Source organism: Acidobacteriota bacterium, from assembly GCA_022562055.1.
Lineage (GTDB): Bacteria > Actinomycetota > Acidimicrobiia > Spongiisociales > UBA5794 > BMS3BBIN02.
This window is the reverse complement of the sequence record JADFQA010000001.1, coordinates 83,586-98,551: the sequence shown is the minus strand read 5'-3', so window position 1 is coordinate 98,551 and position 14,966 is coordinate 83,586. Positions and strand designations below refer to the sequence as shown.

Below are 14,966 nucleotides of genomic sequence, written 5' to 3'. Positions count from 1 at the left end.
GGCACACGGGTGGATCCGTACAAAATCACCAGTGGAGCAGGGTTCTCGCTGGACGATTTCTCTGCCAACGACAGACAGGTCTTTGCGGGGAAGAAGTCGGCGGGTGTGAAAACGCTGAAGGCTTTGCGCAAGGAGCTGGCTGAACTTCAGCATCTTCTCTGGGCACAGCATACGAACAAGCTTCTCTTGGTGCTTCAAGCCATGGACACCGGCGGCAAAGACGGAACCATCCGAAACGTCTTTCGTGGGGTGAATCCTCAGGGCGTGCGGGTCGCCAACTTCAAGGTGCCAACGTCAACGGAACTTGGTCACGACTACCTGTGGCGGGTGCATCGTCGTACACCCGGCAACGGCGAAATCGTTGTGTTCAACCGCAGCCACTACGAGGACGTGCTGATTGTCAGAGTTCTGTCCCTGGTCCCGGGCGATCACTGGTCGAAACGCTATCAACACATTGTCGACTTCGAACGCCGACTCGCCGACGAGGGCACCGCAATCGTGAAAATCTACCTGAACATCTCAAAGGAAGAACAGGCGAGACGACTCCAGGACCGCCTTGATGACCCTACAAAACATTGGAAGTTCAACATTGGGGATCTGAAACACCGAGAACTCTGGGACCAATACATGGAGGCTTACAGCGATTGCATCGCCAAAACTGCAACCCCGACTGCTCCGTGGTACGTGGTTCCGGCGGATACCAAGTGGTACAGAAACATCATCGTCACCCAGATCCTCGTTGACACATTGAAGGCGCTGTCGATGACCTTTCCCGACCCCGACGACGGGCTCGAGAACGTTGTCATCAGCTAACCGCGGATCGCTATCAGAACCTAATGACCCACGCTCCGCGGCGGCTGACTAGGGCTGGATCACCGAAATGAACATCCCGTCGGTGTCGGTGAGGTGGGGGGCGAGCAAGAGACCCTTGCCAATCCGCTCGCCGGGGATGCCATCGGGCGGCGCGGCATCCAAGGCATCCACCTGGTCGACGGTCTCGGGCGCGGTGAGAGTGCACACTGAATACACCAACCTGCCGCCCGGCCGGACCAGCGCCAACGACTCTCTCAGCAGGCCGCGTTGCAGATCAGCTAGATTGGCAATTCCCTTTGCGGTGATTCGGTCCTTGACCTCTGGCCGGCGGCGCAAGGTGCCAAGGCCAGAGCACGGCGCGTCGAGCAGAACGACATCAAACGAACCTGGCTTGAACGCGGGAACCAGCCCGTCGGACTGAACGATGCTGATAGGCGCTCGAACGTCGTCCCAGCGATTGGCCGCCCGTATGAGGCGTCGCCAGTGTCGGTCAGCTCCTACGAGAAGGCCCTTCCCCTGCATCATGTCGGCGATCACCAGCGTCTTGCCACCCGGCGCGGCGGCGAGATCGAGAACCCGATCCCCCGGTCTCGCTCCGACGGCACGACCGACAGCAACCGATGCGGCATCCATGATGTATTCGGGAAACACGTCAGATGGGTGTTCCACATGGCCCGCCCCACGAATCTCGCCGTGCGAGATGAACGACACAGGCGCGTCGTCCGTCGTCGGAACGAAACAGGAAACACTCGGCGGTTCGGCACATGCCTCGAAAAACGCCGCAGCTGCATCCTCGCCGATCAATTCGGAGACGAGGTTGAACACGTGCCCTTCGACTCCCCATTGCTCGTAGGGCGAGTCCGTTGGTGGCGGTGGTTCGCCTTGTGTGTCGAGACGCCGTAGGGACGCGTTGACGAATCTCGATGCGTGACCGACGTCTAGCTCCCTGGTGGCGTCGACCGCTGTGCTGATGGCTGCAAACGAAGGCGTCCTGTGCAAGAGCAGGTCTACAGCTGCAATCCTCAGAATCGCGCGGATCTCTGGATCGGTGTCCGCAATCGGCCTGGCAACAACGGAGTTCAACGCTCGATCGAGCCGCCGTCGATACCGCACTGCATCCATGAACAGCCTCAGAGTCTTTGCCTTTTCTCGCTGTGGCATCTCATCGACAAGTACGTCGGCAACACGGTTGGACCATGCACCGTTGTCGGTGACATCCATGAGGGCCCGTGCTGCCGCAGCCCTCGTGCGCACTCCCGGCTTCACGTCCGCTCCTCAACGATGACTTCCCGACCGTGCATCCCACGCAGCCAATCAGCAGCACTCATACGCCTTTTCCCAGGCGGTTGTACAGTGATCAACTCAACGGCACCAGCGGCGCAACCCAGCAGGATCTGATTCTCAGAACCCGGAACTACTCGGCCCCTGTCAGCGTCCTCAGACGCCACGACACAATCGTGAATCTTGATGTGTGAGCCGTCGACGACCATCCATGCTCCCGGGCGCGGATGGTATCCCCGAACGGAACGGGCGAACAGGTCGGCGGTGGTACCTGGGTGAACCTGCGCTTCAGCTTTCGTGAGCCGCGCGGCGTGGGTCACCGCTGAGTCGATTTGCGGTGCACCGTGCACCTCCCCACGCAAGAACGCCGGCAAGATATCATCGACCATCAGCGAACCAAGGTGGGCAAGCCGCGCGGTGAGAGAACCACCGGTTTCGTCAGCCGCGATAGGTGTTTCCACGCGCGCCAGAATCGGCCCAGAATCGAGGCCTTCGTCGATCTGCATCAGTGAAACACCGGTCTTTGTGTCTCCAGCCAACAATGCCCGTGTCACCGGGGCAGCACCACGCCATCGGGGCAGCAACGAGAAGTGCACGTTTACAAATCCCCGATACGGAATTTCGATCACCTCGGGTTTGAGGATGCGCCCGTATGCCACGACCAGGCCGACCGAAGGTTCGAGTGCGGCGAGCACGGCTGCGAGCTCCTCATTGGTGGCCGGTTGGGCTACCGGGAACCCCCATTCGAGGGCAGCCTCCTTCACCGGCGAAGGGACGAGTTGCTTGGACCGCCCTCGTGCGGCGTCCGGCCGTGTGATGACGCACGACACATCGATCACGTCCGCAAGTGCGGATAGTGAGGCCACGGCTGTGGCGGGTGTGCCGAGAAAGACCGCGTGCATCAGGCCAACGGCCTCACGCCGAGAGACTCCTCGCGGAGTTCTCGCAGCGCCGCCTTCCTCGCTCGCTTGGACAGATGGTCGAGTAGCAAACCTCCCCGGAGGTGGTCCATCTCGTGCTGGAGAAGCCGCCCCATGAGGTCATCGCCTTCGAGGTCGATGACGTTTCCGTTAAGATCAAGACCGCGGACCCTGGCGTAAGCGAAGCGTTTGATAGGCCAGAATCGTTCTGGCACTGAAAGACATCCTTCATCGAACTCCCACTCGCCGGCAGTCTCGATCAACTGCGGGTTCACGATGATAAACGGCCCCTCCCCGACATCGCCGACAAAGACTTGACGCAACACACCGATCTGAGGCGCAGCAAGCCCGACACCCGGTGCGTCGTACATGGTCTCGAGCATGTCCTCAACGAGACGCTCCGTTGAAATCGTGATCGTGTCGACGGGAAGAGCCTGTCCGCGCAGCACTGGGTCACCGAATGTACGGATTGGGAAAATTGCCATGGCGACATTCTAAGGCTTGCCTTGATGGGTTACAGGTCCAGCGGGTCAACATCGATGCGCACTTTCACACCACTCTCTCGCCATGCTCCGACACTGTTGCGCAGCGCAAGGCGAAAGCGGTGCAGGTCGTGCCCTTGAATCAACCAGCGGTAGCCCTTGGCGACCTGGACAGGTCCGAGAACCGTTACACCCGGGCTCTCTCCTTGGCGTTCCAGAGCGGCCTCGATTTGCTTCGACATTCGCGAGGTTTCGACGGCGACCACGTCGCCGGAAGGCGGAAATCCAGAATGTGCGCGTTCGTCAAGAATCGTTTGAAGAAGCTCCAACGGCCGTGCCGATCTAAGAGCTACAACCACTCGGTGCGTCGGTTGGCTCGTTTGCACCATGATTCGATTGGCTGAACCGCGCCTAACACAGGTGGCAACTCGGCCGAGAATCCTCAGAGCTTCCTCATCGGCTTTGAAATGCGGCGCCAACAACATGCCGTCGACATCGACAACGAGCACCAAGTCGACGGACGCGGGCAGCGGGATATCCCTCTCCGTCCCAACGGTGACGACGCTGGAATCTTCGCTAGAACCGACCGCGCCGCCAATCGAACGCCGCAAGATCTCGATCGTTCTGCCGATACCGGCGCCAACCGGCTCAAAACGATGGCCACCACAAGACGTGCAGCCTCCAAGATCCGATCCGCATCGGGGACACGAGTCGTTGCGCCCTGCCCCCGCGGCGCAGTGCGGACAGCGGCGTAGCTCACGACATGTCACACATCGAAACACTGGGGCGTATCCACGCCTGTTGACGAGCACAAATACCTTACCGCCGCGTTTTACGACCGTGCGGATCGCCATCACCGATGCGTCAAGAATTGGCCCGGTTCCCGGGGGTTCGTCGAAGCGATTGACAACCTCAACCAGTGACCACCATCGTCCCTCGGGCGTTCGGATGTCAACACCGGCGGCGAGAAGATGGGCGGACGGCACCGAACCCACAAACCAGGTGTGAAACCGCTCGATCCGGCTGCGCATGAGAGCGACGTCTCGAACGGTCCACGTCGGGGTCTGCGGGCTGGTGTGACCGCGACGGCCTTCCTCGACAACAACTATCGCCCCGAGTGACCCAAGCGGCCAAAGAACGGACTCGCGGGTTCCCACCACGATGTGCCCACCTGATATCTGCGTTGTTACCCAAGTCAATGTGACATCTTTTGCCTTGAGAGCAGATCCCACCCTGTGCACTACATTTCCGAATACAGCCGCAAGAACCACGCCATAGTGGTCGACCTCGTGAGCTGTAGGTAGAATTACGAGAACATTGTGGCCCGCTTTCACAACCGGGGAACAGATGTCGATGAGAGTGTCGTCGTACGTCCCGCGACGCACGACGTAGGTCGAGCGCTGATGTTTGGGTGCCGCCGGAGGGGCTGAGTGCTCAGCGCCCCTCAGCCTCGGTATGTTTGGCGGACCGGAACGCGCCAGCACCGTCGACATCGGTGCGACGTGGTGAAGTGCAATCCACCGCAACGTCTGCAAGAGGGCCGAATCAAAGTGGGGCAAATCTCCCGAGACAGAGAGAACCGCTTTCAATTTCCTTTTGGGCGCGGTGTCGTGAACTGCAGTTACCCACCCTTTGACCTTCCGCCCACCGAGTGGCACCACAACACTGGACCCCATAGCAACGGTCGCGAGGTCCCCAGGAACTTCGTAGGCGAACCCATCATCGACCGCAAAGGTCGGAACATTGGGGACGACCTGGGCGATTTGGATCAGGATGCACCATCGGCAAGCTTCTTCACAACGACATCCCAGAGCCGCTTTGCGACCTCGGTCTTCGTCATCAATTCCCACGCCTCGACCGACCCATCTTGATGGACAAGGGTCACCTCGTTTGTATCGCTTCCAAAGCCAGAGCCACTCTTGGCGACGTCGTTGGCAACTAAGAGGTCGACCCCCTTGCTTTTTGCCTTGTCAACGGCGGCGTCGACAGATCCGACTTCGGCGGCAAACCCAACGCAGAAGGGGCGATTGTCCATGTTCATGACCCCCAAAAGGATGTCTGGCGTTGGTTCAAAGGCCACCGTCGGTAGACCATCGCCTCTTCTGATCTTCGTCTCGGAAACGTGTGTCGGGCGAAAGTCAGCAACGGCTGCTGCAAACACTGCCACCGCGCTGCCTTGGGCAGCGGCCCACGTCGCATCCGCCATCTCTTGTGCGGTCTCGACTGCGACTGACGTGATATTGCCGTGGTGCGGAACGGCCGCTGAGCTAATCAAAGAGACCTTGGCGCCGCGCTGGGCTGCCTCGAGCGCAATGGCGTTTCCCATTTTCCCAGACGACCGGTTGCCGACGTACCGCACAGGATCAATGGGTTCGCGGGTTCCACCAGCCGTCACAACGACGTCGAGACCTGCCATGTCCTGGGGCTGCAGCAGAGACAGGACCGCGGCCACGATTTCTTCGGGGTCCACCATGCGGCCGGGACCGCTGTCACCACTCGCAAGTGCGCCTTGTGTTGGACCCACGATCGTCACACCGTCGCCGGCAAGACGGTCGATGTTTCGCTGGGTAGCCGGGTGTTCCCACATTTCGGTGTGCATGGCGGGGACGATAACTACGGGACATTGTGCAGCAACGACCGTTGCGGAAACGGCGTCTTCGGGTATACCGTTCGCCAGCCGTCCGATTGTGGCTGTGGTAGCAGGCGCAACAACAATTATCTCTGCCCAGGAAGCGAGCTCCGTGTGCGGACTCACTTGTGATGCACCGAACAAAGACACCACGGGCGCGTGACCGGTCAACGCTGCGAGAGTTTGGCGACCGATAAATTGGGTGGCGGCCTCAGTCATAACGGTGCGCACCTCTGCGCCCTGTTCAACGAGGCGTCGAACTAGGTAGGCGGCCTTAAAGGCCGCAACCCCGCCCGTCACAGCTACGACGATGCGGCGTTGCTGCAACACGGGGCTACTCGACCGGTGAGACAAGCACCTTGTCGGCGGCGATTTCCTCAAAGGCGATCGAGAGCGGCTTGCGCGACAACGAGTGCACCTGAGGCGGCACGTACGATCCACGGCCCTCGCCTAGTTCATTGAAGTAGGCGTTGATTTCCCGCGCACGGCGCGCAGCCAACAGAACGAGTCCGAACCGTGTGTCCGTCTTTGCAAGTAGGTTACCGATCGGCGGATCGACGAGTGACATGGAAAAGCCTCCAGCGGTGAAGATCGCGCGCTCAGAATCAGTCGCGCGCTGACGCCAGTATAGATGCCATCTCTTGCACTGCGGTTGTTATCGAGTCGTTGACCACGAGGTGATCGTAGTTCTTTACGGCATCGGCGATCTGCGCCTCCGCAACAGCCAGCCTCCGCTTCATGTCGCCGCCACTTGTGTCCCCGCGACGCCGCAACCTTCTCTCGAGTTCGTCCATCGACGGCGGAAGTATGAACACGAGCACGGCGTTGCGGTAGGCCGCACGGATTTGATGTGCGCCGTCGTTTTCGATGTCGAACAACACGTCGTCGCCACGCTCCAGCGCCTCGATAACGGGGCCCTTTGGGGTTCCATAGAGATTGCCCCCATAGGTTGCCCATTCCAAGAGTTCGCCCGACGAAACTGCGTTTTCGAATGCTGCCCGGCTGACAAAACGGTAGTGAACTCCATCGACCTCGCCGGTCCTGCGTCGCCTGGTAGTCATTGATACGGAGAAAAAGAATTGCGCTGACTCGCGAACTTTCTCAAGGATTGTTGATTTTCCGACGCCCGATGGCCCCGAAACGACAAGCAACGTGCCCTTGCGAGGCGGTAACCCGGAGTGGTCCGTCTTAGCGGCGGCGTTTTGAACCTCTGGTTGAGCGTCGACGTCGCCAAGTGGCGTCTTACAAATCGGTCGTTCCAAACAAATCGAGCAGGGCAGCCTTCTGTCTGCTCCCCAGGCCACGGATACGACGGTTGTCGGCAATACCTAGATCTTCGAGAGTGCGAATCGTTTTGACCATGCCAACACCAGGAAGCGAATTGATCACCGCCACGATTCTCGTGCTGGCAATGATGTCGTTCTCCTCGGCGCGATCGAAGACTTCGGCGAGCGTCAGCGTCCCGGTCTGAAGGAGCTGTTTCATTTCGGCTCGTTCGCGGCGGGCGGCTCCGGCCTTTGCAAGAGCAGCGTTCCTAGACTCTTCGGTTTGGGGTGGCAGTGCCATTGAACGACCTCCTATTGCTCAGACTCTATCAAGAGTTTTGGAGAAATTCTTTGACCGACTCTGCAATCGCGGCCGCGGCCGCAACAGGATCGTGCGCAGCGGTTATAGCCCGACCTACCACGAGGTAAGCGGCGCCTCGCATGATGGCCTCTTGCGGAGTGGCGGTTCGCACCTGGTCGTGTGCTGGCACACCCTCAGGGCGTATTCCCGGAACAAACGTTACGAGACCTGGTGCGACGTCGCGCACAATTCCCAGCTCCTGTGGCGAGCAGACCAGACCCTCACAACCGGCACCCTCCACAATCTTGGCGAGTCGAGACACGAGTTTTCCCGGAGACGAACCGAAACCTAGCTTGGTCAGGTCTGCGCCACCGAGCGATGTCAGTACCGTTACCCCAAGGATCCCAGCGTCTCCCGACGGAACAGAGCCTGCACCTTCTACTGCTGCTTCGAGCATCTCTGACGACCCGGATGCATGTGCTGTAATCCAACGCGCGCCGTGGCGGGCCAAGGACCGGGCAGCGCTGCGAACTTGGGTAGGGATGTCGTGCAGTTTGGCGTCTGCAAACACCGGTAAGCCGAGTGACGCGACAGCTCCGACGACCGCCGGGCCGGGACCGTGGAGGAGTCCAAGACCGATCTTGAAGCCCCCGACGTGTGGCGCAATTCGCTGAGCTAGCTTTGTCGCCTCTTCTGCCGACCCGAGGTCCAGAGCAACATAGATCGGATTGTCTACAGCCACGGCTGCACACCTCCGACAAGTTCACTGATTTGCTCGATGTCGTGGCGTCTCAAGTACGCAAGCAGGTCCTTGACTATTGCAGAAGCCACGCGCGGCCGAGCAAAGTGGGCAGTGCCGATCTGAACCGCTGACGCCCCTGCCAACATAAACTCGATCACGTCCGCCGCGTTAGAGATGCCTCCGCAGCCAATAATGGAAACGTCGGGGAGCGCCTGGTGCACCTCGTACACGCACCGCAGAGCGATCGGTTTGATCGGTGGCCCTGAGTACCCGCCAATGCCACCGGTGAGAAGTGGTCGGCGTGTCTCGATGTCGATGCCAAAACCCCGGACCGTGTTCCCAAGCACGACCCAATCGGCACCCGCACCTGTTACTGCGTCAGCAATCTCAACGATGTTCTCCGAGTTTGGCGAAAGCTTCGCGCCAACGGCGAGGCTGACGGCATAACGAACGGCAGCAACCACCTCGCATGCAGCCTGCACATCGAGTGCGAACATCGTGCCGGTTTCAAGATTAGGACACGACAGGTTGACCTCTATCGCTGCAACCCCGGCTGCTTCAAGACCGGTCGCGACAAATGCAAACTCGTCTGGTTTCGTACCCACCGCCGAGCCCCACACAGGCACGCCCACGGCTGACAGCTTGGACCCTACTGCGGCCTTCCACGATTCGATGCCGGGATTCTGAATCCCAATGCCGTTGAGCATGCCCGTCCCCGACGGTGCCATACGAGGAGGCTTCCTTCCAGACCATGGCTCCCCGCTGACCGATTTCGCAACCATGGCCCCATACATCGAAAGGTCGGCTACGGTTGCAAAATCGACGACGGAACCCACGGTTCCAGATGCCGCGACTAGCGGCGTAGCAAGACGTGTGTTCCCAACCGCCGCCGTTAGCCGGTCCATTCAAGATCCCTGTGATGATCTTGGAGCGACTTCACCGCGTTCACCTCATCCGGTCCGCGCTTTAGGCTGTTAGCAACGGCTGTCCCTCCTTGGACGGTGGTGACACACGGCACGCCCCGCCGTGTGGCCGCCTTGCGGATAAGCGAGCCATCGCCGCGGGCTCTTCTCCCTCGGGGAGTGTTTATAACGAGGTCTATTTCGCCGGCGGCGAGCAGTCTGACGGGGTCGTAGGGGCCCTCGCCAACCTTGTCGACGTGTGTTACACGGATTCCGTTGCGTGCGAAATGGCCGGCGGTGCCGTGTGTTGAAAGAATCCTAAAACCGAGATCGAGAAATGTCCTCGCCATACCGACTGCAGTTTCTTTCGCACGATCATCGACCGAAATGAACACCGTCCCCGAACTCGGAATAACGTGACCGGCACCGAGGAGAGCCTTCGCAAACGCGGTCCCCACGGTGCTTGCAATCCCCATGACCTCTCCGGTGGCACGCATTTCCGGACCGAGAACGGTGTCCTCGTCAGGGAACCGTTTCCACGGGAGGACGGCCTCCTTCACTGAGACGTACGGTGGAATCGGCGTCTCTCGTGGCACGACACCGCGGGCTCGCAACGACGCAATCGACTCACCCAGCATCACCCACGTTGCGACCTTGGCTAATGGCACGCCCGTCGCTTTCGAAATGAACGGGACCGTACGCGAGGCCCGTGGATTCGCCTCTAGAACGAACACGTCATCGCCACGGACCGCAAACTGGATGTTCAGCAGACCACACACCTCAAGACCCTCCGCAAGAGACAACGTGATCCTCTCGATCTCCTTACGGGCGGTGTCCGACAGAGTTGGCGGAGGCACCACGCATGCCGAGTCACCCGAATGCACACCGGCTTCTTCGACATGTTCCATGATTCCCCCGATGTACAGATCCGTACCGTCATACACCGCGTCGACGTCGACCTCGATGGAAGACTCAAGAAATTCGTCGATCAGCAGCGGGGAGTCGGACAGGTCCACCTCTCCACCCGGCACGAGGGTGTACAACTCGGATACATAGTGTGTGAGCTCTTCCATGGTGTAGATGATTCTCATCGCCCGCCCACCGAGAACGTACGATGGTCGGATCAGCACCGGGAACCCGACACGCAACGCAACCTCCTCAGCTTCGCGCAGCGACCGTGCAGTCCCATGCGGTGGTTGCGGTATCTGCCTTTCCCGACACAGCGCCGAAAAGCGTTCCCTGTCTTCTGCTACGTCGATCGCGTCCGGCGTTGTGCCTGCGATTGACACACCAGCGAGTTCCAGCGAGCGAGCCAGACCGAGCGGCGTCTGCCCGCCAAGCTGGACAATCACCGCTATCGGCTTCTCCACTTCGATGATTGCAAGGACGTCCTCGGTCGTCAGTGGTTCGAAATACAACCGATCACTCGTGTCGTAGTCGGTCGAAACCGTCTCCGGGTTGCAGTTGACCATCACCGACTCGTAACCAGCTTCAGAGATCGCAAACGATGCGTGGACACAGCAGTAGTCGAACTCGATGCCTTGGCCGATACGGTTCGGACCCGAGCCGAGCACGAGCACCGTGCGGTCGCCCGCATTCGGCGCTTCGGACTCCTCCTCAAAGGTCGAGTAAAAGTACGGCGTCTGTGCTGTGAACTCGGCCGCACACGTATCGACGGTCTTGTAGGTCACAACAATTCCTGCGACCTGGCGCGCATAGAACACCTCAGATTCTGAGCAGTCCCAGAGATAGGCGAGTTGGGCATCCGAGAACCCGTGGCGTTTGGCGAGACGCAGCGCCTCAGGATCAAGCCGTGAAATTGTCAACGTCTCGCGAACTTCGACGATCTCGGAGATCTGGTCCAAGAACCAAAGGTCTACCGACGTGGCCGCCGCGATCGTGGCGATCGAAACACCTCGTCGAAGCGCCTCGGCAATCTCGAAAAGACGGTCCGGGCCGGGCACTTCAAGGCCCGCAATCAACTCATCGGTCGATATTGCAAGAACGTCTCTTTCAGCAGGGTCGGCGTTGAGTCCGGCCCTACCCCTTTCGAGACTTCGCATAGCCTTTTGCAATGCCTCCTGGAATGTGCGCCCGATCGCCATGACCTCGCCAACACTCTGCATCGAAGTCCCCAGCTCTCTGGTCACCGAGGGAAACTTCTCAAAGTCGAAACGGGGCACCTTGACAACCACGTAGTCAAGGACAGGTTCGAACGATGCGGGCGTCTCCCCGGTGATGTCGTTCGTGATCTCGTCGAGCGTGTACCCGACAGCAAGCAACGCAGCGATCTTCGCTATTGGGAAACCTGTTGCTTTCGATGCGAGGGCAGACGACCGAGACACGCGCGGGTTCATTTCGACGATGATCCGACGCCCAGTGCCAGGATCGACCGCAAACTGCACGTTTGAGCCTCCAGTAGCCACCCCTACTTTGCGAAGACACGCGAGCGCGTCGTCGCGCATCTCCTGATATTCGACGTCTGACAGCGTCATCGCCGGCGCGACCGTGACCGAGTCCCCCGTGTGTACGCCCATCGGGTCGATGTTCTCGATCGAGCAGACTATGACAGCGTTGTCGTTGCCGTCTCGCATCACTTCAAGCTCGTACTCCTTCCAACCAAGGAGAGACTCCTCGACAAGAATCTCCGAGATCGGAGACGTTTCTAGACCGTTCTGCACGATCGACAAAAAGGTGTCCATGTCGTGCGCGATCCCGGTGCCACCGCCACCCAGGATGAACGATGGCCGAATCATCGCCGGGTACCCAACCTGTTCCAACGCCTGCAGTGCTTCGTCGAGAGTTGAACAGAGCACCGATTGTGTGGTGGCTATCCCGATTGCTTCCATGGCTTCCTTGAACAGGCCTCTGTCTTCGGCGGTACGTATAGCTTCGAGTCCGGCCCCGATGAGTTCAACGTCGTACTTTTCGAAGACGTTTCGTTGCGCAAGTTCCATCGTCACGTTGAGAGCCGTCTGACCGCCGAGTGTCGGGAGCAGTGCGTCGGGACGTTCCTTTGCAATGACTGCTTCAACGACCTCGGCGGTGATCGGCTCGATGTAGGTGGCATCCGCAAACTCTGGATCGGTCATGATGGTTGCGGGGTTCGAGTTGACTAGGACAACCCTGAAGCCGTCCGCACGCAGGGCGCGGACGGCTTGGGTCCCGGAGTAGTCAAATTCGCAAGCCTGGCCAATGACGATAGGCCCGGAGCCGATAACGAGGATGGTCTCGATGTCAGATCGACGAGGCATTACTCCCCCACCATGTGAAGACAGAATTCGTCAAACAAACCCTGGGCGTCATTAGGCCCGGGAGTCGCCTCGGGGTGGTATTGCACTGAAAACGCTTCGGCTTCAAGACACCGAAAACCTTCAAGGGTGTTGTCGTTGAGGTTGACATGGGTCTCAACAATTTCGCCGTGTTGCGACGTGTACCGGTCGCCTTTGACGAGGTTCTCCAAATTGAGGGCGAACCCGTGGTTTTGCGAGGTGATTTCTACACGGCCCGTCCCGATGTGTTTCACGGGGTGGTTGGCGCCGTGGTGACCAAACGGCAACTTGTAGGTTGATCCACCGAGTGCGAGACCCATAATCTGGTGACCAAGGCAGATCCCAAACATCGGGATGGTCCCAAGCAAATCGTTGACTGCGGAGATGGCCTCGGTGAGTGGTTCAGGGTCGCCGGGACCGTTGGAGAGGAAGACCCCGTCTGCACCGATGGCCTGCACGTCCGGCGCTGACGTGTCGGCAGGCACGATTTGGACATCGAAGCCGCGATCGGTGAATGCACGCACGATGGCGCGTTTCATCCCGAAGTCGTAGGCCACGACGAGACCTCTACGATCCTTAGTTGTTTTGACCAGGGTCGGCTGGCGCACCGTCACTGCACTAACGAGGTCGGTACCTTCCATCCGCGGCGCCGCCGCGGCAGCGTCCAGCAACTCGGCCTCGGTAACTTCGGATCCCACAGCCCCAGGCATTGCGCCGTTGTCACGAATGTGGCGCGTAAGGCGTCTGGTGTCGACATCTGACAATGCAACGAGTCCGGTAGCAAGGAAAAATTCTCGAATGTCGCCCTGCGAACGCCAGTTGCTGGAAACTCGCGACATCGAACGAACGACGACCGCGCTGCAGAACGGTCGCGCTGCTTGGTCGTCAAGGGTCGTCGTCCCGTAGTTTCCAATGTGAGGCGAGGTCATCGTGACTATTTGGCGCGCATACGACGGATCGGTAAAAATCTCCTGGTAGCCGGTCATTGCAGTGTTGAACACCACCTCACCGACCGCAATGCCATCGGCACCTACCGCGGTTCCGCGGAACAGCGTCCCGTCTGCGAGCGCGAGGAGTCCTGGTTTTGCGTTCATGTGCGGTCACCAAGCTCGAATGACACCGTGCCCCGGTACAACGTGGCAACGACGCGACCGACGTGCGGCCGCCCGAGATGCGGGGTATTGCGTGACTTGGATACCGATGAACTCGGCGTCCACCGCAACGTCGGGTCGAAGACAACTATGTTGGCCAGGTTCCCAACCGCGAGGTGGGTACCTTGGTCACCGAGGCGGGCGAGCCGGGCCGGGGCAACCGACATACGGTCGAAGAATGTTGTTTGGTCCAGACCAAGATCGTCAACGGTGTTGACCACGCTCGCGGCCCACTCGAGACCGGTCACCCCGAATGGGGCTATCTCAAACGGGACATCTTTCTCATGGCTCGCGTGAGGTGCATGATCAGTGGCAACCATATCGATGATGCCGCTACGCAACCCCGATCGGACCGCAGCCACGTCGTCGACGTCGCGCAGCGGGGGCATCATCTTGTAACGCGAATCCGTTGACGCAGCGGCTGAGTGGTCAAAGGCCAGATGGTGGGGCGACACCTCAGCAGTGACAGGCAAGCCACGTTCCTTGGCATCGGCGATCATCTCAACTGTCCCACGCGTTGATACATGTTGGACGTGGTACGAAACTCCCGTCGACGCGACGATCGCCAAATCGCGTGCCACGACGACTTCTTCTGCCATCGACGGTATTGCGACCATGCCGAGACGAGACGAGATCGATCCCTCGTGCATGTGACCGCCCTGCGCAAGACCGACGTCCATTGCGTGCTCCGCGACAACCCCACCAAGCTCGGCTATGTACTCCATGGCGCGCCGGAGCAATCCAGCGTCCGCAACAGTGTCGCCATCGTCGCTAAAGATGCGCACGCCGGCAGCCCAGAGGTCATCAAGGTGCGATAGATGCTCGCCCAGTCGTCCCAGAGTGAGAGCCCCGGCTGCGGCGACTTCGAGGAGTCCAACCTCTTCGCCACGCGACACAACGAAACGAGCCAGATGTCCTGTGTCGGTGGCAGGATCGGTGTTTGGCATCGCAACGAGAGCGGTGAACCCGCCCGCCGCGCCCGCCGCTGAACCTGTCGCGATGTCCTCCTTCCATTCCTGCCCCGGTTCTCTCAAGTGCACGTGGACATCCACAAATCCGGGACCGACCCACGACCCGGCGGCATCGATAACCCTGTCCTCGGCAGCCGATACATCGGGACCAATCGCGACGATACGCCCGTTCTCAACGATGACATCAGCGACCGTAACTCCGCGTTCAGTGAGGACACTCCCTCCCACAATCGCACA

General features: G+C 59.8%; 14 protein-coding genes. 1 reads left to right on the top strand and 13 read right to left on the bottom strand.

Annotation, left to right across the window (positions count from 1 at the left end; genetic code table 11):
* Nucleotides 1-9 precede the first annotated feature (9 nt).
* The gene (locus IIC71_00485) at nt 10-813 is read left to right on the top strand and encodes a polyphosphate kinase 2 family protein (protein ID MCH7667670.1); all 804 of its coding nucleotides are present in this window, start codon (nt 10-12) and stop codon (nt 811-813) included.
* Between the two features lie 48 nt (nt 814-861).
* Here IIC71_00485 and IIC71_00480 read toward each other — a convergent pair whose 3' ends face one another.
* From IIC71_00480 to IIC71_00420, 13 genes are read right to left on the bottom strand one after another with little or no spacing between them, the layout of a single operon-like run.
* Nucleotides 862-2,079 carry a hypothetical protein gene (locus IIC71_00480; protein MCH7667669.1) on the bottom strand — a complete coding sequence of 406 codons (1,218 nt, stop codon included), beginning with the start codon at nt 2,077-2,079 and terminating at the stop codon, nt 862-864.
* A complete protein-coding gene (locus IIC71_00475; GenBank protein MCH7667668.1) occupies nt 2,076-2,996 on the bottom strand; it encodes a methionyl-tRNA formyltransferase in 921 nt (306 codons plus the stop codon). The genes IIC71_00480 and IIC71_00475 overlap by 4 nt, the downstream gene beginning before the upstream one ends.
* Nucleotides 2,996-3,499 carry a peptide deformylase gene (gene def / locus IIC71_00470; protein ID MCH7667667.1) on the bottom strand — a complete coding sequence of 168 codons (504 nt, stop codon included), beginning with the start codon at nt 3,497-3,499 and terminating at the stop codon, nt 2,996-2,998. Before def ends, IIC71_00475 begins: the two co-directional genes overlap by 1 nt.
* Before the next feature lie 29 nt (nt 3,500-3,528).
* On the bottom strand, nt 3,529-5,346 hold the full coding sequence (locus IIC71_00465; GenBank protein ID MCH7667666.1) for a hypothetical protein: 1,818 nt from the start codon (nt 5,344-5,346) through the stop codon (nt 3,529-3,531).
* Entirely contained in the window at nt 5,265-6,455 is a 1,191-nt protein-coding gene (gene coaBC / locus IIC71_00460) for a bifunctional phosphopantothenoylcysteine decarboxylase/phosphopantothenate--cysteine ligase CoaBC (protein MCH7667665.1), read from the bottom strand. Before coaBC ends, IIC71_00465 begins: the two co-directional genes overlap by 82 nt.
* Before the next feature lie 4 nt (nt 6,456-6,459).
* Nucleotides 6,460-6,693 carry a DNA-directed RNA polymerase subunit omega gene (rpoZ, locus tag IIC71_00455; protein MCH7667664.1) on the bottom strand — a complete coding sequence of 78 codons (234 nt, stop codon included), beginning with the start codon at nt 6,691-6,693 and terminating at the stop codon, nt 6,460-6,462.
* A gap of 37 nt (nt 6,694-6,730) precedes the next feature.
* Nucleotides 6,731-7,375 carry a guanylate kinase gene (gene gmk, locus IIC71_00450; protein ID MCH7667663.1) on the bottom strand — a complete coding sequence of 215 codons (645 nt, stop codon included), beginning with the start codon at nt 7,373-7,375 and terminating at the stop codon, nt 6,731-6,733.
* Nucleotides 7,368-7,691: an integration host factor gene (locus IIC71_00445; protein ID MCH7667662.1), complete on the bottom strand. Its 324-nt coding sequence runs from the start codon at nt 7,689-7,691 to the stop codon at nt 7,368-7,370. The genes gmk and IIC71_00445 overlap by 8 nt, the downstream gene beginning before the upstream one ends.
* A gap of 28 nt (nt 7,692-7,719) precedes the next feature.
* A complete protein-coding gene (gene pyrF, locus IIC71_00440) occupies nt 7,720-8,433 on the bottom strand; it encodes an orotidine-5'-phosphate decarboxylase (protein MCH7667661.1) in 714 nt (237 codons plus the stop codon).
* Nucleotides 8,424-9,338 (bottom strand): dihydroorotate dehydrogenase, encoded by a 915-nt coding sequence (locus IIC71_00435; GenBank protein ID MCH7667660.1) that lies wholly within the window; start codon nt 9,336-9,338, stop codon nt 8,424-8,426. Before IIC71_00435 ends, pyrF begins: the two co-directional genes overlap by 10 nt.
* Nucleotides 9,326-12,589 carry a carbamoyl-phosphate synthase large subunit gene (gene carB / locus IIC71_00430; GenBank protein MCH7667659.1) on the bottom strand — a complete coding sequence of 1,088 codons (3,264 nt, stop codon included), beginning with the start codon at nt 12,587-12,589 and terminating at the stop codon, nt 9,326-9,328. Before carB ends, IIC71_00435 begins: the two co-directional genes overlap by 13 nt.
* Entirely contained in the window at nt 12,589-13,701 is a 1,113-nt protein-coding gene (gene carA / locus IIC71_00425) for a glutamine-hydrolyzing carbamoyl-phosphate synthase small subunit (GenBank protein ID MCH7667658.1), read from the bottom strand. The genes carB and carA overlap by 1 nt, the downstream gene beginning before the upstream one ends.
* Entirely contained in the window at nt 13,698-14,960 is a 1,263-nt protein-coding gene (locus IIC71_00420) for a dihydroorotase (GenBank protein MCH7667657.1), read from the bottom strand. Before IIC71_00420 ends, carA begins: the two co-directional genes overlap by 4 nt.
* Between the last annotated feature and the right edge of the window lie 6 nt (nt 14,961-14,966).

Coding starts and splice junctions, on each gene's coding strand:
- IIC71_00475 (MCH7667668.1), bottom strand. CDS start 2,996: ATGCACGCGGTCTTTCTCGGCACACCCGCCACAGCCGTGGCCTCACTA.
- def (MCH7667667.1), bottom strand. CDS start 3,499: ATGGCAATTTTCCCAATCCGTACATTCGGTGACCCAGTGCTGCGCGGA.
- rpoZ (MCH7667664.1), bottom strand. CDS start 6,693: ATGTCACTCGTCGATCCGCCGATCGGTAACCTACTTGCAAAGACGGAC.
- IIC71_00445 (MCH7667662.1), bottom strand. CDS start 7,691: ATGGCACTGCCACCCCAAACCGAAGAGTCTAGGAACGCTGCTCTTGCA.
- IIC71_00435 (MCH7667660.1), bottom strand. CDS start 9,338: ATGGACCGGCTAACGGCGGCGGTTGGGAACACACGTCTTGCTACGCCG.
- carB (MCH7667659.1), bottom strand. CDS start 12,589: ATGCCTCGTCGATCTGACATCGAGACCATCCTCGTTATCGGCTCCGGG.
- carA (MCH7667658.1), bottom strand. CDS start 13,701: ATGAACGCAAAACCAGGACTCCTCGCGCTCGCAGACGGGACGCTGTTC.